Origin of the sequence: Celerinatantimonas marina, assembly GCF_046054165.1 — a bacterium.
GTDB lineage: Bacteria > Pseudomonadota > Gammaproteobacteria > Enterobacterales > Celerinatantimonadaceae > Celerinatantimonas.
This window is the reverse complement of the sequence record NZ_JBFNXK010000003.1, coordinates 12638-36141: the sequence shown is the minus strand read 5'-3', so window position 1 is coordinate 36141 and position 23504 is coordinate 12638. Positions and strand designations below refer to the sequence as shown.

The following is a 23504-nucleotide window of genomic DNA, read 5'->3' as shown; positions in this document are numbered from 1 at the left end:
TTGAAGGCCGCCGATTATTCACCGCGAGCCTGAGCCGGGAGATATTGCAACCAGTCCAGCGCAGGTCCTTTAGGAACGATCTGCGGTGGATTGAGCGCTTTAATCGAGTAATACCCTTGTTTGATATGGGTGACATTGGTATTTTCGGCAAACGCTGGGATCTGTAGCAGATCAACCAGATAGCGACTGAGATTAGGATAATCGCTGATCCGTTTTTTATTGGTTTTGAATAGGCCGTGATAGGCTACATCAAAGCGAGTTAAGGTCACAAACAGTCGAATATCGGTTTCGACAATCGCATCCCCAAACAAATAACGACGGTCATTTAAGCGTTGTTCCAACTCATCTAGCATGGTGAAGACGTTCTGATACGCTTCTTCGTAGGCTTTTTGACTCTGGGCAAAACCCGCCTGATAGACGCCATTATTCAACTGGGTGTAAATCCGCTGATTGAGCTGTTCAATCGCGTCCAATTGATCTTGGGGGCGGAGCTGATAATCCGACTGATGCAAAGGTCTGAACTCATCATTTAAGATCTGCAGAATGTCGGCAGACTCGTTGTTCAGGATGCGTCGCGCTTGGTTATCCCACAGTACCGGCACGGTTGCGCGTCCTGTAAAATCTGGATCGCTAAGGGTGTAGAGTTCATGCATAAAATCAAACGGTACACGATCTGGATCGGATGCACCGGGAAAGTGATCAAAGGCCCAGCCGTAGTCCGTCATTTTCGGAGCGACGACTTTCACATCGAAGTAATCTTGCAGACCCAACAGGCTTCGGGCAATCAGAGCTCGGGTAGCCCAAGGGCAGATAAGTGCCACATAAAGGCTCAGATCGCGTTGACCTTTGCCGATGGCTTGGATTTCATCGGCTGTGAAATGTTCACGAAAACTACTTGTTTGACGGATAAAACGGCCGTCTTTATCTTGTTTTTGGACTGGATCCCAGTGACGTTGCCATTGACCATTGACCAGCATAGTGACCTCCGTTAGTCAGTCGGGATGCTTGGTGCACCCCAAGTTATAATTGATTGAATGAGTGGCCTAAGCGTTCGCTTTGGTTTGTGAGTATGCTTTACTTCGGAATAAAACGTTTTCCAGAGCTAAAGCACCATTGCCTGCGAAGAAAGAGGCCAGTGATACTGTGATTAAGAACATCGGATATTCCCAGCCACCCCCTTGGTTCGCAAAGCTAAAGCCATTGTGGCCATGAACCAGTATGATGGTGCCCATCAGTGTTGGAATAAGAAGCAACGCTGCCCAGCGAGCTTTAACTCCTAAAATTAACCCTAATGCAGCGAGCAGTTCTGCTGTCATCACGATTGGGCCGAGAAAACCAGGGACACCTAACGAAGCAAAAAATTGTGCGGTTCCTTGAGGGGTAAAGACCAGCAGCTTCGTTAAACCATGTGCTAAATACATGACCCCTAGTGTGATTCGAAGTATGGTGGCGGCATATTCGGGCTGAAGTTTAGTGTTCATATCGCAATTCCCTCTGGATAAAAATGATTTAATTAACAACTGGGAGTAAGCTTAATATGCGTGATAAAATTGAACAATCCCGGCTTTGGTTAAATGAATGTTTAGGAATTTTTAACCTATATGGATAAATTAAATTTGATGAATAGCTTTGTGCATGTTGCCGAACTGCAATCGTATACGGCAGCCGCTTCAAAGCTGAATAAAACAAAAGCACTGATGAGTACGCATGTCCGGCAGTTGGAAGAAGCCTTGGATGTGCGGTTAATTTCACGCTCAACCCGTGGATTTACTCTAACGGAGGCTGGTCAGCGTTATTATCATCAAGCTCGGCAGATCCTGGATGAAGTGGCCGCGATGGAAATTGGGCTACGGGAAGGCGAGCAGCAAATGGCCGGCCGATTGCGGCTGTCGGTTCCGAATACCTTTGGTGAAGAAGTGATGATGCCGTTTATTGCTGATTTTATGCAGCGTTATCCGGCGATGAATATTGAAGTCGAACTCAATGATCGCTATGTGGATTTGATCAATAGTGGTTTTGATTTGGCAATACGGTTAGGACAGTTGCAGGATTCCGCCATGGTGGCTCGCCCCATAGGCGTTAGTTATCAGGTTCTGGTGGCGGCTCCGAAGCTTGTTGCGGATAAGCCGACTCAAGATCCCGATGATATTGCGGGATTACCCATGATTTTTGATACTAATATTAGAGGTGAACGGACGCGTTGGGTGTGTCATCGAGATGATGAGTCTTTCCCTCTGGATTTACATATTGTCGCTTATGTCAATAGTGCAAAAGCCAGTGGATTGTTGGCTCGTTCCGGTATCGGTTTAGCGTTGTGTCCAGCGTTTGCGGTACAGTCAGGGTTGGATAGTGGGGAATTAGTCGAATTACTCCCGGAGTATCAGTTTGGGAAGATCCCTATCAGTGCGGTTTACCCAAACCGACAGCAATTGTCGGCTCGGGCTCGGCAGTTTATTGATGAATTTAAAGCTTATATTACACCCGACAGTTAATGGGATGGCGTTGTTCATTTCGATAAAAAAGCGCCTTACGGCGCTTTTTTAACATCAATCGATATCGTTTGGCAGTTCGCTTAGTTGTAAGCATTTTCACCGTGACTGTTCAGATCGACCCCTTCACGTTCTTCATCGTGAGAAACGCGTAAACCGACCAATTTATCTGCGATTTTCAAGGCAATGAAACTGACGACACCAGACCAGATTAAGGTGACGAGAACGCTGAAGATCTGAACCCACACCTGGTGACCCATGGTGACACCTTCTGCGTAACCTACACCGCCTAATGAGCTGGAAGTAAATACCCCGGTCAGGATACAACCGACGATCCCACAGACGCCATGACAACCGAAGACATCACAAGCATCATCAGCTTTCAGCCATTTTTTAAGGGTAGTAACGCCCCAGAATCCGGCAACCCCTGCGACTAAGCCAATGATTAATGCACCACCGACACCCACCGTTCCCGCCGCCGGTGTAACGGCAACCAGACCGGCGATACAACCAGAAGATGAACCTAACAGCGAAGGTTTCTGTCGCAGTAACCATTCGGTGAAGACCCAGGATAAGATTGCCCCTGCTGTAGCGATAACGGTATTTAAAAATGCCAGACCAGCAGTTGCATTCGCCGATAAGGCGCTGCCTGCATTAAATCCAAACCAGCCCACGTATAAAATACTAGCGCCGATGAAAACCATGGGTAGGTTATGTGGTTTCAGCGATTCTTTACCAAAGCCGGAACGTTTGCCAACCACATAAGCCCCAATTAATCCGGCGATTGCAGCATTAATATGAACGACGGTACCCCCGGCGAAATCAAGCGCACCGTCGTTGGCTAGATAACCACCGCCCCAAACCATATGGGCAATTGGAAGATAAGAGAATGTGAACCAGATGACGGCGAAGATCAGAACAGCCGCGAAGCGAATCCGTTCAGCAAAAGCACCGAGGATCAAAGCGACAGTAATCGTAGCAAAAGAACACTGGAAAGCGATGAAGATGAATTCATAGATAGAACCTGAAGCTTTATCCGGAGTGATCCCTTTGAGTAAGAAGGCGTCAAAACTTCCGAAGAATGATCCCCCCTCGGTAAAGGCCAAGCTATAACCATAGATAAACCAGAGCACACAGATTAGAGCAAAGGTCACGATAACCTGAGCTAGCATTGAAAGTACGTTTTTAGAGCGCAGTAGACCACCGTAGAAAAGTGCGATTCCCGGGATGGTCATGAACAGTACCAGGGCGGTACAGATCATCATGAAGGCGTTGTCGGCCCCACTGATAGTATCTGCCATAGCTAGCATCGGCGACAAAGCAAGCGCTGCAACAGTCGATTTGGCTAAAAGTTTCTTCATTATCAATTCATCCGTTTTATTTTGTGGGCTTGATGATCCCCTGTGGGAAAGCGATCCGGCCCCGAATAGATAGTTTTCTATCTTTCCTCTGCAAATGCTCTGTGCCAGTGCGACATGGTGTTGAGCGTGATTGATCATGGGGCGAATTTTCATCAGATTACTGAATTTAGCTCTAAAACTGAGCACAGAAAATCACATCCATCATCCAGACACAGTTATTTGTTTTACATCTGTGCACAGGCAAAACTTATACCAGAATTAAATCATGTTTTTTGTGTGGAAATTAATTTATTGATTTTATTGTGAAATGATGGGATTACTTTGCCCTGATATTGAGCGTTGGTGTGAGAAAATCATAGCGTAACGCACTGTATTAACGCGACAATGCCTAATTGTTGTGCATTGTTTTGGTGCGTTGCGCTATAAGAGGGATAATTAGCAATAGGCGCGTGCGGCTCTATGGGTTGCGTGGAGTTGATATTGCATCGTTGCCGCCGGGATAAAGGCGGATTGTCCTCGATGGAGCGTGAGCTGTTCACCATGGGTATGCGTTAATAAGACATCGCCATCAACCGCCAAAATAATTTCGGCGCTATGGCAATTGATACGATGCTCACCCTGATAAACAGTAAATCGAAAATCCTCAATGGGAATGGGATAGTCGGCTATGTTGCAATCGCCTGTGGGTTGCATTTTGATCGCAGAAGAAGGGGTGCTGACAAATGTCGTATTTTTTAATAGCTCATCGATATCGATATGTTTAGGGGTTAATCCCGCTCGTAGTACGTTATCTGAATTGGCCATAATCTCCAGCCCGGTGCCTTTAATATAAGCGTGAGGGGTACAGGCATATAAAAACATGGCTTCGCCGGGGGCTAGTTCGACGACGTTGAGTAATAACGGGGCAAGTAATCCTGCGTCATCCGGATAATGGTTTGCCAGATCTAAAATCAGCTGATATAGCGGAAGCTGCTGATGGGTATGAGCATAATCAGCTAATTCCTGAATGGCTTGCTGACGGGCGGTGTCGGTGAGTGACAGAACCGCTGCAAAAAACTGGCGTAGGCCGTCGCTATCCGGGTGTCGCTGGAAATTTTGTAGCGGAATTTCCAGTGGCGAAAGAGCCACGCGATTAAATAGTTCCAGAATTTCCGGAATAGGGCGAAAGCCATTCATGGCCTGATATTGGGTCAATGCGTATACCAGTTCTGGTTTATGATTTGGATCCTTATAATTACGGTAGGCCGCCGTTAATGGGATTTGTTGTTGCTCTTCTTTTTGGAACCCTTGTTCCGCTTGTGCTTTATTGGGATGAACCTGGATGGATAAGGCTTGAGCCGCATTTAAAATTTTAAAGAGATAAGGCAGTTCTCCAAAGTGCTGCGCTGTTGCGGCTCCCAAAATAGCGGATGGGTCAGTTTGGATCCACTGATTCAGAGGAATGTGTTGTTGCTTGAGAATGACCTCAGAGCATCCGTTGGGATGGGCTCCCATCCAGATTTCTGCTTGAGGGAGATGTTCCGGATTAGCAATACCAAAGAGTTGTTCCAGTTCTGAATATCCCCCCCAAGCATAGTGTTGCATTGGGTTGTTCATAAGCAGGAAGCAGGGTAGAGAAGACATGAAAGGTTCCTATGAGTGATATCATCAGCCTTATTCACTATAAAAAATTTTAGATTTAAAAGAAATGTGTTATCCCGAAGGATGGGAGCTGTGTGATGATTTCATAGGGGCTATTAAACACATTGTTAAAAATATCCGAGATGAGATTTTCAGTTAATAGGATTATTTTAACAATATCCTTAATTCAGCAATGGAATTACATTATGTATCAGTTTCCAACTTTTTTTGTCTCTCATGGTGGTGGTCCTTGGCCTTGGATGAGTGAATTTGGCCATGCTTATGATGAGCTGGCGGCATCGTTAACTGCGATTCCGGGCATGTTGGAAGAAACTCCTAAAGCGCTGTTGGTGGTGACTGGTCATTGGGAAAGTCAAATGTTTAAAATTTCATCAGCGGCCCAACCTGGGATGATCTATGACTATTATGGCTTTCCGGATTACACTTATCAGATCCAGTATCCGGCACCGGGCGCTCCTGATTTAGCCGCTCAGATCCAACAGTTATTAGCCGATGCCAAAATCGAAGCCTCACTGGATCCGAAACGCGGATTAGACCACGGGACGTTTACGCCGCTGCAGGTGATGTATCCTCAGGCTAACATTCCGGTCGTTCAGTTATCACTGCGTTCGGATTTGGATCCTGAAATTCATTATCAGGTGGGTAAAGCGTTGCGATCTTTACGTCAACAAGGGGTTCTGATCATCGGTAGTGGCTTGAGTTATCATAACTTACGTCGGTTTGATGTTTCCGCTCGGGAACCTTCTCGGCAGTTTGATGATTGGCTAAATCAGACTCTGGCACTGCCAGAAAAACCTCGTCATTTGGCACTGGCTCATTGGGAGTTTGCGCCTAGCGCCCGGATTGCTCACCCACGGGAAGAACATCTACTCCCATTGTGGGTGGCTCTTGGAGCTGCCAGCGATGGAAAAATGACGAATGTCTATCGGCAGCATGATTTGTTTGGTGGTATCTCATCATCCAGTTTCCGCTTTGATTAACGGGGTTCGATTTTCTTGACATAGCGGCTGACTGAAAACCAGGCGGATAAAATACCAAGGAGTGATGAACCGAACAGTAGATTGGTAAATTCCGCCAAATCCAATCCTCTTAAATACAGACTTTGCTGGTATAAACTGGCCAGCTGTCCGGCGGCGCTACTGAGCCAGAGCATCAGAATATTATTTAATAACCATGCCAGTAGTCCGCCAATGAAGCCATACCAGAAGCCGGTATAGATAAAGGGGCGTTGAATAAAGGCATTGGTTGCCCCGACCAACTTCATCACCTCGATCTCGGCGCGTTGACTTAACACATTGAGCCGGATGGTATTCCCAACAGTTAAAATAATCGAGATAAGGAGCAGTCCAAAGAGTAAGAGCAGCGCCTGATTGACAACATCCAGAATCCCACTTAAACGTTGGAGCCATTCGACATCTAGTCTGGCTTGGCTCACATAGGGCTCTTTGGCGAGTTGCTGTTGCAGTTGTTGTAACTGCTGAGGCTGATGTTGACTGGCTTTGGGCGTTACGATAAAGACATCGGGGAGCGGGTTGTCATCCATTAGATCAAGCGCGGCTCCAAATCCGGAGTCCTTTTTAAATTCAGCAAGTCCGGTTACCTTATCAATCAGCTGTATCGAGGCTACTCCATCCAGCTGTCGTAATTTTGCAGCTAATTGCTCTCGCTGAACATCACTGGCTGAAGGCTCGACGAAGACGCTGATTTGTGCATTTTGTTGCCAACTCGGGATGACCGCTTCGACATTTTTTATCGCCAGATAAAAGGTGATGAGTAATGCCAGACAAACACCAATAACGGCAATGGTCATCAATGAACTGGTTGGATTACGCCAGATATCACCGAGACTAGCCGTTCCCTGTTGCAAGTGTCTGGCCCAAAAAGCTATGAATCGTTTCGGTAACGATAGTTTACGGCGAGAAACACTCATGAGGTGGAAGCTCCGCTTTGTACCAGACGCCCTTCATTTAAGGTTAGCGTCCGGTAATTCAGACGATGGATCAATTCCAGATTGTGGCTGGCGATTAAAACGGTGGCTCCGTTATGATTAAATTCGCTAAATAATTTCAGAATTTCCAGTGATAGATCCGGGTCAAGATTCCCTGTCGGTTCGTCAGCAATCAGTAAAGGGGGTTTGTTGACGACGGCCCGGGCGATGCCAACGCGTTGTTGCTCCCCTCCAGATAATATAGAAGGTAAACACTGATATTGATTTAAGAGTCCGACTTTATCCAAAGCTGCCAGCACTCTGGGCTTGATGTCTCGAAAAGCGAAGCCTTCAATGACAAGAGGGAGGGCGACGTTATCGAAGACACTGCGATCCATCAGTAATTTATAATCCTGAAACACAATTCCAATCTGGCGTCGAAAATATGGGATCGAACGATTGGGTAAGCGGGTGATATCTTTTCCGGCAAATTCGATAGAGCCAGCACTGGCGCGCTCCATCGCAGTAGCTAATCGCAGTAGGGTGCTTTTCCCAGCCCCGGAATGGCCAGTTAAAAAGGCCATTTCACCATGCTTTAATTCAAAATCAACTTTTTGCAGAGCCTGATGGCGCCCAGGATAAACCTTGCTGACTTGATGGAATCGGATCATGAATCTCTCGTATTCGGTTAAATCACTATCAATAATTAATGGGGATCATGTTCAAAGAGCGCTTCAACAAAAGGTTGCGCTTCAAATGCCCGAAGATCGTCAATTCCTTCTCCCACCCCAATATAGCGAATCGGTAATTTAAATTGATCCGCGACCGCAAAAATGACACCACCTTTAGCGGTTCCATCCAGTTTGGTCAGCGTGATCCCGGTGAGTCCCACCGCTTCATTGAATAATTTAGCCTGACTGATGGCATTTTGCCCCGTTCCAGCATCGATCGTGAGCATGATTTCATGGGGTGCTTTATCATCAATTTTTTTCAAAACCCGGACGACTTTTTTCAGTTCTTCCATCAGATTGGCTTTGTTTTGTAAGCGTCCGGCGGTATCGGCAATCAAAACATCAATATGACGCGCTTTGGCGGCACTGTAGGCATCGAATAGGACAGAAGCACTATCCGCTCCTGTATGCTGTGCAATCACCGGGATCTGATTGCGATCTCCCCAAACTTGCAGTTGTTCTACGGCTGCCGCTCGGAAAGTATCCCCTGCGGCCAACATAACGGATTTACCTTCATTTTGATACTGCTTCGCTAGTTTCCCAATGGTTGTGGTTTTCCCGACCCCATTGACCCCTACCATCAAGATGACAAAAGGTCCCTCAGATGCGACGGGATCCAGAGGTTGTTCAACCTGAGAGAGCATCTCCCCCATCTGTTCCTGTAAAACCTGATATAAGGCTTCGCCATCTTTGAGCTGGCGACGAGAGGCCGATTCGGTCAGATGTTCAATAATTTTCTGAGTGGTTTCAACCCCAACATCGGCAATAATCAATTGTTCTTCTAACTCTTCAAAGAGCTCATCATCAATTTTTTTCCCTCGAAATAGCGAAATGAAGCCACTCCCTAACTGGGTGCGAGTTCGTTTGAGCCCCTGTCTGAGACGAGCCAATAATCCAGGGCGTTTAGCCGGGTGTGAGGATGAAGCTTGTTCGGATGCAGCGGCTAGTTGAGCTGCTTGTTCAGCTTGAGCTTCGGCTTCAGCGGCCAAACGAGCTTCTTGTTCGGTTTTAGCTTGAGCCTCGGCTTCAGCGGCCAGTTGAGCTGCTTGTTCAGCTTGAGCTTCGGCTTCAGCGGCCAAACGAGCTTCGTGTTCGACTTTAGCCTGAGCTTCGGCTGCCGCGGCCCGAGCTTCGTGTTCGGCTTTAGCCTGAGCTTCAGCTGCAGCGGCCAGACGAGCCTCTTGTTCGGCTTTAGCCTGAGCTTCGGCTTCAGCGGCCAGACGAGCCTCTTGTTCAGCTTTAGCCTGAGCTTCAGTTTCAATCTGCGCCGTTGTTGTGGCTTCTGTTTCTAACGCCGTGGTTGATGTTTCTGTGATCTGCTCATTATGACTGGTCTGGTCAGCATGCTTATCTTTTCGGAACCAGGAAAAAAGGCCTTTTTTCTTTGCCATGAATCTTTGAACCCTTACAACATTAGCCTCATAATAGGCTGAATTTATTCTTTGCGGCTGACTCAGAGCTGGTACAATGCCGCGCATTTGGCGTAAATAGTAACATCATTCATCGGCAGGCTAAATTAGTATGGCACGACAATCTCGGCAAAAACCGGTAAAAGCAACCGGATCGATTCGAATTATCGGTGGCCAGTGGCGGGGGCGAAAATTGCCAGTACTGGATGCGCCGGGACTTAGACCGACTACAGATCGGGTCAAAGAGACGCTGTTTAATTGGTTACAAGGGCGACTGGAGCAGAAACGTTGTTTGGATCTATTTGCTGGGAGTGGGGGCTTGAGTTTCGAAGCGTTATCTCGGCAAGTTGGGTTTGTGCAGTGTATTGAAAAAAGTTCGAGTGTCGCTCGGCAGTTACAATTGAATCGCCAGTCATTAGGGATCACGTCTGAGCAATTTGCGATTGAGTGTACTGATACATTGGACTTTTTACAGCAGCCGCCGATGGCCGGATTTGATATTGTCTTTTTAGATCCTCCGTTTCGGCAACAGTTGCTGGAGCCTTGTTGTCAGCTGCTAGTCGAACAGCAATGGCTGAATCCTGGGGCGTTCATTTATATCGAGCTGGAATCTGAAGCTCCGAAATTGTCCGTGAGCTGGTCTTTATTGCGGGATAAGCAGGCCGGGCAGGTTCACTATCAGTTGTATCAGGTAGAATAAGGAATCCATATGTTTATTTTGGCAGGTAAAATTCTGATGGCCATCATCTGGTTGATGATTGTGTCATCACCGTGGACTCGCTTAGCTCCTATCGCTCCATTAATGCTCGCGGGGGGCTGTATGGTAATTTTACTGCATGCTGTTCAGATATTTTTGATGAAAAAGGTGTTGAAACAGTCCGGGCATTGGCAATCGGGGGATGGTATTCAGCTGTTGTTTTTTGGGGTGTTTGCGTTGATGACATTGCGGCAACGGTTGAATGCCCATAATGCCTAATGGCTGTTTGTCACTGATCCTTTCAGGTGTTGTCGTTTTCTTGGATTAGCTTGAAGTGCACTTGACTCTAGTATCAATATGAATAAAGGTGGGCGATATAAAGCCCCCCTGGTCGCGCTATAGAAACTGATGAGAAGATGAGAATGGGCCGATTAGGCTGAGCTAGTGGTTATATCGGCATGTTTTATTCTTAAATTGTTCATAAAGTCGAAACGTTTCGATATAGGCTTTATCGATCAATCTGAGTTCTTGTTTGTTTTTTCTTGCCCCAATATTTGATGGTACTAGAGCCCGACAGGCTAGCCAAGGATATAGACAATAGGTGAATACCCCATGTTTATATGGTTTTGCCATATAGTCATCAACAGGCTCAATAAATTGTTGTGCATGAGCTATAAACTTTTTAGCTGCGAGGGGGGATATCGCATAAGCTGTTGTACTGCCGACCCGGCGTTCTAGTCGAACGACAGAAAGTGAATCATCGATTTTTTCAATGATTTTGCGTTTGGCTTGTTGTCTTCCTCTGGGAACGGCGAGTTTGATATATTGATATTTACGAGTTAACTGATCTAGTTTTTGAAAATGATCGCTAAAATTTGCCATTAATTCACAGTTATCTTCCATAATCAGAATCGGTTCGTTTAGCTCCAGGCACTTTTCCCAAAGTAGATGGTGGCTAGCAAAGCAGGCAATTTCAGTATCCTCTAATTTGTAACCAAATTGTTTTTTCGTTTTTTGTTCGTTTCGTCGATCCGAGTATAGAAAATATTCATCGGCAGGACTAATTGCTTTGATAAATTCAAATTTGATATCGGCTTTCGTTAGCATCGTTGACATCCGATGAGCTCGTTCTGTCGATGCAGGCAAATTTATTACAAATACTTTCATAACTACCTTTTGCATAATAAGGCATAAGCATTAAATGCTTTCTTATAAGATTTTATAGGTTAAATATTGGGAGCGAATACGTTGTTAGGATGAAAAAAACTTCACTAAAGACATTGTATGATACTATCATTTCCTATGATATTTAAAATGTTATTTATGCTTAACTCTCAATGACTCCGGTCACTTTTTATTGACGTTAGATCGCCATCAAGGATTGGTTCAATTGTCTGAATATCAATGAATCATTCGAAAATGGGCTAAGTGTTGTGGAGATATTTGGCCACCCCATCAAGGAACATTTGTACTGAGAGCATCACGAGCAACATTCCCATAAGCCGTTCAATTGCGGTTAACCCTCTCTCCCCCAGGAAGCGAGTAAAAAGTCTACCTGCGATCAGTATGATGGATGTGCCAATCCAGGCGAGGATTAGCGCCAGACTCCATTCACCCATTCGATTCGGATCCTGATGGGCCATGAGGAGTAATGTCGCTAAGATTGATGGTCCGGCAATCATCGGAACGGCCATTGGGACTAGAAATGGCTCTTCACCTGCCGCAAGTCCACCCAAGCCGCCTTCACCCGGGAAAATCATTTTAAGGGCAATTAAAAACAGAATAATTCCACCAGCAATACTAACGGCTTCCTGGCGTAGGTTTAAAAATCCGAGGATCTGCTCTCCGGCCCATAGAAAAGCCATCATGATGGCTAAGGCAAATAAAAGCTCACGAATCAGGATCCGAATTTGCCGTTTGCGATCAATGTGCTTCATGACAGCCATAAATACCGGCGTATTTCCCAATGGATCCATGATTAGAAATAACATCAGTGTGGCTGAAATTAGGCTCATAATCCCGACACCTTTATTAATTGGATACTGATTCAAAGGTGCTCAGTGTAACAGAGCCTGCTCTCGGGTTCGACAGCCTTATTTTTAGGGATAAAAATGATTGACGCGTTATGAATCACTCGCGTGGCAAATTTTATCCTCAGAAGTTTGAAAGCCTTGTTCTTGTACGATAAATTTCCCTTTATCTTCCAAAAACTCAATGAGTTGCTCGATATTCATATCGTTTTTTTGACAGCTGTGAAAGCGACTGTCTTCACCAAAGCGTTCACAAATCGCATCAATTAATGATTCTCGGGTAAATAGGCCATCATGTTCCAGCATCATTTGCATGACTTCATGGCCGTGTATTGATTCACTCATTGCAGATTCCTCTCTGTACAAAAATTGTCTTATTTCACCAACGAAATAAAAGAAAAACAGGATGTCAGGTTAATCATTGGTTGTTTCTTGTGAATTGGGTTGGTGACCCTCAGCCAATAAAGCATGTTGTAACAGCCGTTGATGAACGTGCTGAGTTGACGATGATAATGCCTGATTGACATTCATGACCAATTCTCGTGCATTTCCTTGGGCCTGAATGGCGGCATGTGTAATCTGGTAACTATCGGATGCATTAGGTTGTGCATCTTGTGCATTGCGAGATTGATTTTCTGTGGTTCTTGGTGACATTTGCTCCGAGTTCTGGCGATTGGTTTGAGACGAACGTTGAGCATTGGTGTTTTGTGAGCGCGTTGATGGGGTTGCTTGCCAGTTTTCTCGAAGTTGTTCCTGTTGGGATGGCGGCATTCTAAAGCTACGACCCGAGCGAGGTGCCGCAGGATCGGTTTCTGGACGTCGGGGATCCTGAGCTGATTGACCGGGGGCAGGGAGAGCACCTTCAACCCGAGCCAAGGGGATAGACGACAATGCTTGGGAAATAGCCACCCGCTGGCGCTGATTCATTGCCTGAGTATCAGGTGCATCGGCGGCCTGTTGGATAGGACGTAAGAGTTGCTGAGACATTTGTTGCATGCTGGCCTGATGGCTGGCTTGCGAATCAGCTGCTGTAATAGCCATAAGTTACACAATTTGCCAATCAAATACTTCAACTATTAATATAGCATTTGTTTGATTTTTATCCATTACCGACTATGGTTAAATCGTCTGAATCATACAAGTGGTTGGGTAATAGATTGATTCAGTGGCATAAAACAAAGCTTATTGGGGATGGTGTGTTAAATCTTTATGAATAATATTCATAAAGATTTAAATAATATCGGAGCTTCGTTGACTTTGTCGCTCAGTTGCTGGAATCTATAGACATGTAGACGTCTATATGTCCCTTTTTAATGGAGTCCCTGATGGCTTTTCATAATGCTCAGCAGCTCGAAAATTTGAATCATAAGATCAGTGAGTTAGATGGCAATATTAATGTTTCTTTTGAGTTTTTCCCGCCTGCAACCGCTGCTATGGAAGAAACACTATGGAATTCGGTTAATCGCCTAAAAGTTCTCAATCCCTCTTTTGTTTCCGTTACTTATGGCGCTAATTCCGGAACCCGGGATCGAACTCACTCGATCATTAAAGAGATTAAACAACGTACGGGGCTGGTCGCTGCTCCCCATTTAACGTGTGTTGATGCCGATCGCAGTCAGCTCAAAGCCATTGCTCAGGATTACTGGGAAAACGGGATCCGTAATATTGTGGCATTGCGGGGTGATCTTCCTGAGAGTATCGATAAACCCGAGATGTATGCTGAACATCTGGTCGCTTTACTTAAAGAGGTCGCTGATTTCGATATTTCGGTGGCCGCTTATCCGGAAGTGCATCCGGAAGCTAAATCAGCGCAGGCGGATTTATTGGCACTGAAACGGAAAATGGATGCGGGTGCAAACCGGGCGATTACGCAATTCTTTTTTGATGTGGAATCTTATTTGCGTTTTCGGGACCGTTGTGCCGCAATTGGTATCGAACAGAATATTGTTCCTGGGATCTTACCGGTTTCAAATTACCGCACTTTATGTAAATTTGCTGGTTTTACCAATGTGAAAATTCCAGGGTGGCTACATCGCCAGTTCGAAGGATTGGATGAGGATCCGACAACTCGAAATCTGGTTGGAGCCAGTATTGCGATTGATCAGGTGAAGGTATTAAGCCAGGAAGGGGTGAAAGACTTCCACTTTTATACATTAAACCGTTCAGAATTAACTTATGCCATCTGTCATACACTAGGTGTTCGACCCACTTCAATGCTAGAATGACGGATTGCTATGATCCAGGTCACGGATTATAGCCCTGTTAAGATGAAGTGGAACAGTTATGTCGATTGAGTATGTAGCATCGTCATCTCTACCAACCCGGTGGGGTGAATTTACGATGCATGGTTTTGTTATTCCAGAAACAAATCACGAGCACATCGCATTGACGTTGGGTCAATGGCAGCCGGATGAAGCGGTTTTAGGGCGTATTCATTCGGAATGTCTGACCGGTGATGCTCTGTTTAGCCAGCGTTGTGATTGTGGGTATCAGTTAGAAGCCGCGATGCGTCAGATCCAGAAAGTGGGGCGGGGATTTATTCTTTATTTACGACAGGAAGGTCGGGGTATCGGGTTACTAAATAAAATCAAAGCGTACGCCCTACAGGATCAGGGGATGGATACCGTTCAAGCGAATTTGCATCTGGGATTCCCGGCCGATATGCGCGATTTTTCCATGTGTCAGCCGATGCTTGCGCATTTAGGGATCAAACGAGTTCGGTTGATGACCAATAATCCGGATAAACTAAAAGCGATGCAGGATGCTGGAATTGATGTCGTGGAACGGGTCGCCTTGCAGGTGGGTGATAACCCTCATAATCATTTCTATTTACAGACCAAAGCAAATCGGATGGGGCATCTGCTGAATTTGGATGATTAAATTTCGAAGACTTGCACACGGGCTTTTTTTCATTATTGTATGAAAGCCCGGTGTGGGATTTCCTCACTCCGATTGATCTACTTTAATAAGAGATGTTCATGATCGGTAAAAGAATTCTCACAGCTTTAGTTGCTTGGATTTTTGGCTGCTTGTTGTGGGCTCATGCTTCCCCTTCATTGACATTATTAGCCGAAAGCGAATTTCCTCCCTATAGTTACAAAGTTTCAGATCAAGAGATTGATGGCATTGCGATTCGGGTGGTCAGAGAGCTGATGCAGCGGGCCAATATGGCGCCATCGATTGAGTTACAACCTTGGATCCGGGCTTATAAGACCGCATTAGATAAACCGAATATTGGGATTTTTCCGGTTAAGCGAACTTACAGTCGAAATGATCAACTGTACTGGATTGGCGTGATTGCACCTTATCCGATGTCGGTTTATGCCATCGATCCGACGCTTAAAAACCGTGTCACTCATTTATGGCCGCAAACAAAACTGAGAGTTGGGGCTGTTCATCAGGCGTATGTAGAAAATGTTCTGGTGCATATGGGATTTCGTAAAGGGATCAATTTGTTCAGCGTGACCGATTATCCCCAAAATGTAAAAAAGCTCATGAGCAACCGCATTGATTTACTGCCAATTTCCGATTATTCGATGGCGTATATTCTGCAGCAATCTTTGCAGCAAGATCCGTCCCTGCCGCAGCCGTATCGATTGATGGATTTCCATCCGGATCGGTATCCGGTTTTGTATCTGGCGCTGAGCCTTGATTCAGATCCGGCCTTGGTAAAACGGTTGCAACTGTTGTTAGCCAAGATGCATGCTGACGGGCGTTATGATGCTATCGTTGATGACTATTTAAAAGAGCATCATCTTTCAAAAATTACAAATTAAGTCAGATAGATATCCATATAAAAATCCCCTGACAATGCAGGGGATTGATAGATTGACGAGATGACTACCGAATGGTCTAACCTGTATTCCGCATTCCGGCGGCCACACCGGCGATACTGACCATGAGCGCTTGATCGACGAGTGGATCCACTTCTTTGCTTTGGCGTGAACGGCGCAGCAGTTCAACCTGCATTACATTCAACGGGTCAATATAGGGATTGCGCAATCCAATGGATTCACTAACCCATTCGTCGTTGGTCAATGAATTCGCCTGAGGGGTGAGTTCCCGGACGACTTTCTCAGTCAGCGCCATTTTAGAGCGTAAGGTTTCACCCAGATGTTGCAGTTCTTCAGGGACCAATTCCCGTTCATAAATTTCAGATAACCAAGCATCTGTTTTCATGAACACCATTTCTAGCATGGCTAGTCGGTTGATGAAAAACGGCCATTCGCACATTTCTTGAATGAGCTGTTTATGGCCATTTTCGAGCTGTTCCATCAGTGCTTCACCAGTACCCAGCCACGATGGCAGCAACAATCGGTTTTGACTCCAGGCAAAAATCCACGGAATCGCACGCAGACTTTCGACGCCTCCGTTCGGATTCCGTTTGGATGGCCGGCTACCCAAAGGTAATTTTCCTAATTCCTGTTCTGGTGTTGCCGCTCTGAAATAGGGAACAAAGCTTGGGTCTTCACAGACGATCTGGCGATAAATGTTGCATGATGTTTCAGAAAGCTGATCCATAATCTCCCGCCATTCCTGCTTAGGAACGATAGGAGGGAGCAGATTCGCTTCCAATACGGCACTGGCATACATCCCGAAACTGTTGACGGCCAGTTTATCCAACCCAAATTTAAAGCGGATCATTTCACCTTGTTCAGTGACGCGCAAACCACCTTTGAGTGAGCCTGGAGGTTGAGACAATAAAGCCGCATGCGCTGGAGCACCCCCTCGGCCGATCGTACCGCCACGGCCATGGAATAAGGTCAATTTGACATTTTGTTCATCACAAATTTGAACCAGTTCTTCCATCGCGCGATATTGAGCCCACGCGGATGCGTAGACCCCAGCATCTTTGGCTGAGTCCGAATATCCGATCATCACGTATTGGCGGTTTTTGGTAATACCTCGGTACCAATCCAGTGAGAGTAACCGTTTAATGGTGGCGGCTGCTTTATTTAAGTCATCTAGTGTTTCAAACAGCGGCGCTACCGGCAGCATAAACGGGCAGTCGGTTTCTTTCATCAACAATTGTACGGCCAGTACGTCAGAAGGTTCGCTAGCCATTGAGATGTTATAAATCCCGAGAGAATTCCGATCCTGTTTAGCAACCACTCGGCAGGTATCCAGGACTTCCTTAACTTCAGGTGAGGGTTCCCAGTGATGAGGAATGAGTGGCCGTTTGCTGGATAGCTCGGCTAACAGGAAGCTTTGCTTGTCTTCTTCACTCCAGTGGGCGTAATCGCCAATGCCGAGATAACGCGTTAGCTCTGAGAAGACCTGAGTGTGACGGCTGCTATCTTGGCGAATATCGAGATGAACCAGTTGGATCCCGAAACAGTACAAACGTCGGATCATATCCAGCAGAGCGCCATCTGCGACTAATTCCAAGCCGCATTCCACCAGCGAGCGATAACAAAGCTCAATCGGTTCCAGTAATTGTTCCGTATGAATAATGATATCGCGAGCTTCACTTTCGTGATTCTGCAATTTGGCCGTGAGAAAATCGCGAGTTTCACGTAAGTCGACCCGAACTTTCTTCAGTAATGCACGATAAGGTTCTTCTGTTTTATCGCCGACAGCCGCGCGTAGTTCATCGCTGCATTCACTCATCGAGAGTTCACTGACCAATAGGTCCATATCTCGCAGATAGAGGTCCGTTGCAACCCAGCGGCTCGAGTAAAGCACTTCTTCCGTTACTTTTGAAGTAACGAACGGGTTCCCGTCGCGGTCGCCACCCATCCAGGAGGTGAGGGTGATGACACGGCTGTCCAACGGGAGTTTTATGCCCAGATGATCTTGCAACTGTTCGTCAAATTTACGTAGATAATCAGGGACCGCTTTCCACAGCGAACTTTCAATCACCGCAAAACCCCAGCGAGCTTCTTCAACAGGGGTTGGGCGTACTTTTCGAATTTCGTTGGTATGCCAATACTGTGTGATGAGCTGTTCGAGTCGATGATTGATAATGCGCCGTTCCCGGTCACTTAAATTCCCCAGTTCCAGACTGTTGAGGCATTCATTAATACGAACGAATTTAGAAATCATCGTCCGTCGGGTAATTTCAGTCGGATGTGCTGTTAAAACCAGTTCAAGATTCAGTGATTCAATCGCTTCCTTGATTTTTTGTTCACTGATGTCTTCTTCTTTTAGTCGTTCAAGCAATGCATCCATCGGGTCCTGTCGGTTGATCAGCGCCTTACTGGACCGTGAAATTGTATGGTAATCCTCGGCAATGTTGGCCAGGTTTAAAAACTGACTAAAAGCACGGGTGACTGGTAATAAATCTTCATCGGATAAATTACGCAGTGTATCCAATAACTCATGACGAGCTTGTTGATCCCCCTGCCGTGATGCTTTTGCCAGCAATCGTATTTTTTCTACTTTCTCAAGAAGTGGTTCGCCCAGGTGATTTTTTATTGTTGTTCCCAAGAGCTGACCGAGAAAACTGACGTTGCTTCTTAACGCACTGGTTTTGTCGTTCATTATGATTTTCCTGTTGTGTGCCTGATTTAGGCTGCTCAAAATTATGTCGGAATCCTTCCGTAGCCATTCGTTATATGATGTTAAGTTACCAAGTTCAAGCCTGAACTGAACGAAATTTGGTAATTTTTTTTCACACAAAAGTTTGAACTGGGCCATATCGATATCAATAATAATTGATAATATTTTAATCAATTGCTGAAATCTGAAGGTTTCGCAATTGATTTTATGTTGTGATTTGATCAACTTTCCTATTCATCTTATCAAGATAAGCAACCTTTGAAATGGGTGGTTTTTGAAGATGAATCGGGTTCAGATGAAACAGAGCTTGAACGCGGAGCGTTCTGCAACAAAATAATGATTAAAAGTTAACAGGCCCCAGCCTATGGTGGATTTATAATCTATCAAATATTTTGTCATTAAGCTAAATATAAATGCAAAATATTTGCATAAATAAATGCCCGTGGTATTCTCAGCACCTATAGTTGATCTTTGTTGGCGGGTGTTGTATTTATTCTCGTTTTTATCATAGACAAGAGCGTGGTCGATCCCGGTATTGCTAGCGATATCGATTCCGATAAACGGAAAGAGTCACCGCCTTCTTAATGTGGATTCAATCACACTCAGCCATCAACAATAAGCGACATGAGCGCTGTTAGCGCGGATTCGTTTTTGAGTCATCACCGGTTACTGTCGTCGTCACGATGCCATCTGGGTGAATGTAGACATAAGTTGGTAAATTCATGAAAGAAAATCATCAAATTAAAGCGGTTATCGTCGGTGCCAGTGGTTACACGGGCGCAGAACTTGCCGTGATGTTACAACGCCATCCCCAGGTTGAATTGTGCGGCCTGTATGTTTCAGAAAATAGTGCAGATGCTCATAAATTGATTTCTTCTCTTTATGGCCAATTGCAAGGCGTTGTTGAGCTGCCTCTCCAACCATTACCCTCGATAATCGATGGGGAACAGTTTGCGAGTATCGATGCGGTTTTCTTAGCCACTGCGCATCAGGTCAGTCACGATTTAGCCCCTCAGTTTTTGAAAGCAAACTGTCAGGTTTTTGATCTTTCCGGGGCTTTCCGGGTGAATGAACCAAGCCTGTATACCGATTTCTATGGTTTTGAACATCAGTTTCCAGAACTACTCAAAAGTGCGGTCTACGGTCTAGCCGAATGGGCCGCTGAAGACGTTAAAAAAGCGGATTTAATTGCATTGCCAGGATGTTTCCCAACAGTTTCGTTGAGCGCCTTAAAACCGCTACAGGGAGCGGGCTTATTGGCTGATGATTGCACGCCTATCATCGATGCGACCAGTGGCGTGAGTGGTGCCGGGCGTAAAGCGTCGCTGACCAGTAGCTTTTGCCAAGTCAGTCTGAACCCTTATGGGGTTGGAACCCATCGGCATCAGCCTGAAATTAGCGCCCAGTTGGGGCGAAATGTTATTTTCACCCCACATCTGGGGAATTTCCCGCGTGGAATTTTGGCCACGATCCACGTTGATTTAAAACCAAGTGTCACAAGTGCTGACGTTGCGGCGGCTTACCAGCAATGTTATCAGGAACAACCGTTTGTTCGGTTATTGCCGGAAGGTGTTTGGCCCGCCATTCGCAATGTCGCGCATACCCCATTTGTTGATCTGAATTGGTCGATGCAGGGACAACATCTGATTATCTTTAGTGCAGAAGATAATTTACTCAAAGGAGCGGCTTCTCAGGGCATTCAGTGTCTGAATCTGCGCTACGGTTTTGAGCCTACGGAAGCGTTAATTGGGAGCCATGCATGTTAGAGCCGGTTGTTGTTAAGTTAGGTGGCGCAATTTTTGAAGATGCCGAGGCGCTCGATAATCTGTGTAAAGCTTTGGCATTGGTTCAGGAGCGGCCGCTGGTACTGGTGCATGGTGGCGGGATTATTGTTGAATCATTGTTGGCTAAGTTAGGGCTCACCACCGAGAAGCTCGATGGCCTACGGGTCACGCCCTATGATCAGATTGACCTGATGACAGGGGCTCTAGCCGGTACTGCCAACAAAAAATTGACCGCAGCAGTATTACGTCAGGGGCGCGCTGCGGTTGGACTTTGCTTAGGTGACGGTGGTTTATGTCACGTGACCCAGTTAGACCCTCGGCTTGGAGCCGTTGGGGATTGTCATCCTGGTGATCCTGATTTGATTACCAGTTTACTGGAGCAACATTATCTGCCGGTGGTGAGCTCTATCGGTATTGGTGAAGAAGGGCAGCTTTATAACGTCAATGCGGATCAGGCTGCTTTGGCTATCGGCAAAATGATTAAAGGTCCGATGATTTTGCTTTCGGATGTCCCGGGAGTGTTAAACCGTGACGGGCAGTTAATCCCGGAATTAAATGCCGACTTGGCACATCAGTTAATGGACGAAGGTGTGATTGGCGGTGGTATGGCCGTGAAAGTCAAAGCCGCACTAGAGGCTTCGGCAGAGCTAAATCAGGCCGTTATTTTAGCAGGTTGGAAAGACGCTTCTGCGCTTTCGCAGCTACTCCAGGGAAAACACTTAGGGACTCGCGTCGTCGCTTACTGAAGATAGAGGATAACCATGAGCGAATTAAAACACCTGTTAACCTTACAGGATTTATCACAGCAACAAATTTTGGATATTTTGGATTTAGCTAAAAAAATTAAAGCAGACCCAAAAGCCTATTCACAGACTCTGGCCGGTAAAAGTGTGGTTACCTTGTTTGAGAAACCATCACTGCGCACGCGTGTAACTTTTGACATCGGTGTCAACCGATTGGGTGGGCATGCGGTTTATTTGGATCAGCAAAACGGTGCGATTGGTGAGCGTGAATCCATTAAAGATTATGCTAAAAATTTAAGCCGGTGGTGTCATGCCATTGTGGCTCGCGTATTTAGCCATAAAACGCTCCAAGAATTGAAACAATATGCTTCGGTCCCCGTTGTCAATTCGCTTTGCGATCTTTATCACCCCTGTCAGGCGTTGGCTGATTTTCTGACGATTTCAGAAAACTATGACGATTTGAGCAAAGTGAAATTGGCCTATGTTGGGGATGGTAACAACGTCACTCATTCACTCATGCTCGGTGGGGCTATTTTAGGAATGGAAGTGGCTGCGATTTGTCCAGTAGGTTCCAGTCCGGATGCACAAGTGGTGTTAAAAGCGCGAGAACTGGCCGCACAAAATGGTGGCAAAATCGTGGTAAGCGATTCGCTGGATGCACTCGATGGTTATGATGTCGTGTATGGCGATACGTGGGTTTCGATGGGGGATGATACCCCACTGGAACAAGTTAAAGATCGCTTTATTCCCTATCAGATTAACCAGTCAATGCTGGATAAATATGGAATTCAGCATATTTTGCATTGCCAACCCGCTCATAGAGAGTTAGAAATAACCTCCGAGGTAATGGATGGCCCTCATTCACTCATTTTTGATCAGGCTGAAAACCGGCTACATGCGCAAAATGCCGTGCTGGTTTCACTTATTAAGTAAAGATTAAGGATTTTCATCATCATGGCAAAATTCAAGAAAGTTGTTTTAGCATATTCCGGCGGCCTGGATACTTCGGCCATTATCCCTTGGCTGAAAGAAACCTATGGCTGTGAAGTCGTGGCTTTTTGTGCTGATGTGGGTCAGGGCGAAGAAGACCTTAAAGGTGTGGAAGAAAAAGCGTTGGCATCCGGTGCTAGTGAATGTTACGTCGTCGATTTGAAAGATGAATTCGCAGCCGAATATATTTATCCAACCCTAAAAACCGGTGCCGTTTATGAAGGTACTTATCTGCTGGGTACTTCAATGGCTCGTCCGGTTATTGCCAAAGCACAGGTTGCCGTGGCTCGTAAAGTCGGTGCCGATGCGTTGTGTCATGGTTGTACCGGGAAAGGGAATGACCAGATCCGTTTTGAAGGCTGTTTCGCTGCATTAGCCCCTGATCTGGAAGTGATTGCCCCTTGGCGTGAATGGACCATGCGTTCTCGTGAAGAGTTGTTGGCTTATTTGGCAGAACGGAATATTCCATGTTCAGCAAGCCTGACTAAAATTTACAGCCGCGATGCTAACGTATGGCACATTTCCACTGAAGGCGGAGAACTGGAAAATCCTTGGAATGAACCTTCGGATCAAGTGTGGACTTGGACTAATTCACCTGAACAAGCTCCGGATGAAGCGCAAAAAATCACTTTGAGTCTGGAAAAAGGTGAAGTCGTTGCTATCGATGGCGTGAAATACAGCCCATACGAAACAATTACACACCTGAATGAAATTGGTGCGAAACACGGTATTGGTCGCGTGGACATCGTTGAAAACCGTTTGGTCGGCATGAAATCCCGTGGCTGTTATGAAACTCCCGGGGGCACTATTCTGGAAGCCGCTATGCGTGCGATGGAAGAACTGGTCTATGACAAACGAACTCGTGAATGGCGTGAAACTGTAGGACAACAATTTGCGCATCTGGTTTATGATGGCCGTTGGTTTACACCTTTAAAAGATTCATTGTTAGCCGCTGCAACCGCTCTGGCCGATGATTTAACCGGCGACATCGTGTTGAAATTGTACAAAGGTCAGGTGACTGCAATCCAGAAAAAATCACCCAATAGCCTGTACTCTGAAGCATTTGCAACATTTGGTGAAGATGACGTTTACAACCAGAAACACGCGGAAGGTTTCATTCGTTTGTATTCGCTGTCGAGCCGGATTAAAGCATTAAATAAAAAATAATAATAAGTCGCCGCAATCCAATTGCGGCATGCTA

The 23504-nt window shown here is 45.9% G+C and carries 23 protein-coding genes; 11 read left to right on the top strand and 12 right to left on the bottom strand.

All coding sequences use genetic code 11. The features are described from left to right. Positions 1-14: 14 nt before the first annotated feature. Positions 15-977 (bottom strand): glutathione S-transferase family protein, encoded by a 963-nt coding sequence (locus tag ABUE20_RS04075; RefSeq protein ID WP_408618564.1) that lies wholly within the window; start codon positions 975-977, stop codon positions 15-17. 66 nt (positions 978-1043) lie between these two features. Beyond that, complete coding sequence (locus ABUE20_RS04070) at positions 1044-1481, bottom strand: DoxX family protein (protein ID WP_408618563.1); 438 nt, start codon at positions 1479-1481, stop codon at positions 1044-1046. A 120-nt stretch (positions 1482-1601) separates the two neighbouring features. On the opposite strand from ABUE20_RS04070, the gene ABUE20_RS04065 reads away from it, so the two are divergent. Next, positions 1602-2492 carry a LysR family transcriptional regulator gene (locus tag ABUE20_RS04065; protein ID WP_408618562.1) on the top strand — a complete coding sequence of 297 codons (891 nt, stop codon included), beginning with the start codon at positions 1602-1604 and terminating at the stop codon, positions 2490-2492. Between the two features lie 80 nt (positions 2493-2572). Here the strand turns inward: ABUE20_RS04065 and amtB are convergent, their stop codons facing one another. Both amtB and manA read right to left on the bottom strand, forming a co-directional pair. Next, positions 2573-3850: an ammonium transporter AmtB gene (amtB, locus tag ABUE20_RS04060; RefSeq protein ID WP_408618561.1), complete on the bottom strand. Its 1278-nt coding sequence runs from the start codon at positions 3848-3850 to the stop codon at positions 2573-2575. A 435-nt stretch (positions 3851-4285) separates the two neighbouring features. After that, complete coding sequence (manA, locus tag ABUE20_RS04055; RefSeq protein WP_408618560.1) at positions 4286-5473, bottom strand: mannose-6-phosphate isomerase, class I; 1188 nt, start codon at positions 5471-5473, stop codon at positions 4286-4288. 203 nt (positions 5474-5676) lie between these two features. On the opposite strand from manA, the gene ABUE20_RS04050 reads away from it, so the two are divergent. After that, on the top strand, positions 5677-6471 hold the full coding sequence (locus ABUE20_RS04050; RefSeq protein WP_408618559.1) for a DODA-type extradiol aromatic ring-opening family dioxygenase: 795 nt from the start codon (positions 5677-5679) through the stop codon (positions 6469-6471). On the opposite strand, the gene ftsX is transcribed toward ABUE20_RS04050, so the two are convergent. Genes ftsX through ftsY form a run of 3 tightly spaced genes read right to left on the bottom strand, consistent with a single transcriptional unit; the run spans position 6468 to position 9540 of the window. Beyond that, the gene (gene ftsX, locus ABUE20_RS04045) at positions 6468-7421 is read right to left on the bottom strand and encodes a permease-like cell division protein FtsX (protein ID WP_408618558.1); all 954 of its coding nucleotides are present in this window, start codon (positions 7419-7421) and stop codon (positions 6468-6470) included. The two genes, ABUE20_RS04050 and ftsX, sit on opposite strands and share 4 nt — an antisense overlap. After that, positions 7418-8089, bottom strand: coding sequence for a cell division ATP-binding protein FtsE (gene ftsE / locus ABUE20_RS04040; RefSeq protein WP_408618557.1), 672 nt, complete (start codon positions 8087-8089; stop codon positions 7418-7420). The genes ftsX and ftsE overlap by 4 nt, the downstream gene beginning before the upstream one ends. 35 nt (positions 8090-8124) lie before the next feature. Then, complete coding sequence (ftsY, locus tag ABUE20_RS04035; RefSeq protein ID WP_408618556.1) at positions 8125-9540, bottom strand: signal recognition particle-docking protein FtsY; 1416 nt, start codon at positions 9538-9540, stop codon at positions 8125-8127. Positions 9541-9670: 130 nt separating this feature from the next. On the opposite strand from ftsY, the gene rsmD reads away from it, so the two are divergent. Both rsmD and ABUE20_RS04025 read left to right on the top strand, forming a co-directional pair. Continuing rightward, the gene (rsmD, locus tag ABUE20_RS04030) at positions 9671-10258 is read left to right on the top strand and encodes a 16S rRNA (guanine(966)-N(2))-methyltransferase RsmD (RefSeq protein WP_408618555.1); all 588 of its coding nucleotides are present in this window, start codon (positions 9671-9673) and stop codon (positions 10256-10258) included. Positions 10259-10267: 9 nt separating this feature from the next. Next, positions 10268-10534, top strand: coding sequence for a DUF1145 domain-containing protein (locus ABUE20_RS04025; protein ID WP_408618554.1), 267 nt, complete (start codon positions 10268-10270; stop codon positions 10532-10534). Between the two features lie 162 nt (positions 10535-10696). Here ABUE20_RS04025 and ABUE20_RS04020 read toward each other — a convergent pair whose 3' ends face one another. The 4 genes from ABUE20_RS04020 to ABUE20_RS04005 all read right to left on the bottom strand — a co-directional run bounded on the left by ABUE20_RS04020 (position 10697) and on the right by ABUE20_RS04005 (position 13326). Continuing rightward, positions 10697-11422 (bottom strand): glycosyltransferase family 25 protein, encoded by a 726-nt coding sequence (locus tag ABUE20_RS04020; protein WP_408618553.1) that lies wholly within the window; start codon positions 11420-11422, stop codon positions 10697-10699. A gap of 257 nt (positions 11423-11679) precedes the next feature. Continuing rightward, entirely contained in the window at positions 11680-12270 is a 591-nt protein-coding gene (locus ABUE20_RS04015) for a YhgN family NAAT transporter (protein ID WP_408618552.1), read from the bottom strand. Positions 12271-12378: 108 nt separating this feature from the next. Then, entirely contained in the window at positions 12379-12630 is a 252-nt protein-coding gene (locus tag ABUE20_RS04010; RefSeq protein WP_408618551.1) for a YecH family metal-binding protein, read from the bottom strand. A 69-nt stretch (positions 12631-12699) separates the two neighbouring features. Then, positions 12700-13326: a hypothetical protein gene (locus ABUE20_RS04005; protein ID WP_408618550.1), complete on the bottom strand. Its 627-nt coding sequence runs from the start codon at positions 13324-13326 to the stop codon at positions 12700-12702. Positions 13327-13610: 284 nt separating this feature from the next. Here ABUE20_RS04005 and metF point away from each other — a divergent pair, with 284 nt between their 5' ends. The 3 genes from metF to ABUE20_RS03990 all read left to right on the top strand — a co-directional run bounded on the left by metF (position 13611) and on the right by ABUE20_RS03990 (position 16061). Continuing rightward, positions 13611-14510 (top strand): methylenetetrahydrofolate reductase, encoded by a 900-nt coding sequence (gene metF, locus ABUE20_RS04000; RefSeq protein WP_408618549.1) that lies wholly within the window; start codon positions 13611-13613, stop codon positions 14508-14510. A gap of 58 nt (positions 14511-14568) precedes the next feature. Then, positions 14569-15165 carry a GTP cyclohydrolase II gene (gene ribA / locus ABUE20_RS03995; protein ID WP_408618548.1) on the top strand — a complete coding sequence of 199 codons (597 nt, stop codon included), beginning with the start codon at positions 14569-14571 and terminating at the stop codon, positions 15163-15165. A 98-nt stretch (positions 15166-15263) separates the two neighbouring features. Further along, entirely contained in the window at positions 15264-16061 is a 798-nt protein-coding gene (locus ABUE20_RS03990; protein ID WP_408618547.1) for a substrate-binding periplasmic protein, read from the top strand. A 76-nt stretch (positions 16062-16137) separates the two neighbouring features. Here the strand turns inward: ABUE20_RS03990 and ppc are convergent, their stop codons facing one another. Then, complete coding sequence (ppc, locus tag ABUE20_RS03985; protein ID WP_408618546.1) at positions 16138-18768, bottom strand: phosphoenolpyruvate carboxylase; 2631 nt, start codon at positions 18766-18768, stop codon at positions 16138-16140. Positions 18769-19508: 740 nt separating this feature from the next. On the opposite strand from ppc, the gene argC reads away from it, so the two are divergent. From argC to ABUE20_RS03965, 4 genes are read left to right on the top strand one after another with little or no spacing between them, the layout of a single operon-like run. Continuing rightward, a complete protein-coding gene (argC, locus tag ABUE20_RS03980; RefSeq protein ID WP_408618545.1) occupies positions 19509-20552 on the top strand; it encodes an N-acetyl-gamma-glutamyl-phosphate reductase in 1044 nt (347 codons plus the stop codon). Continuing rightward, entirely contained in the window at positions 20546-21316 is a 771-nt protein-coding gene (gene argB, locus ABUE20_RS03975; protein ID WP_408618544.1) for an acetylglutamate kinase, read from the top strand. The genes argC and argB overlap by 7 nt, the downstream gene beginning before the upstream one ends. Before the next feature lie 15 nt (positions 21317-21331). Then, complete coding sequence (locus ABUE20_RS03970; RefSeq protein WP_408618543.1) at positions 21332-22246, top strand: ornithine carbamoyltransferase; 915 nt, start codon at positions 21332-21334, stop codon at positions 22244-22246. Positions 22247-22267: 21 nt separating this feature from the next. Continuing rightward, a complete protein-coding gene (locus ABUE20_RS03965) occupies positions 22268-23470 on the top strand; it encodes an argininosuccinate synthase (RefSeq protein WP_408618542.1) in 1203 nt (400 codons plus the stop codon). Positions 23471-23504 lie beyond the last annotated feature (34 nt).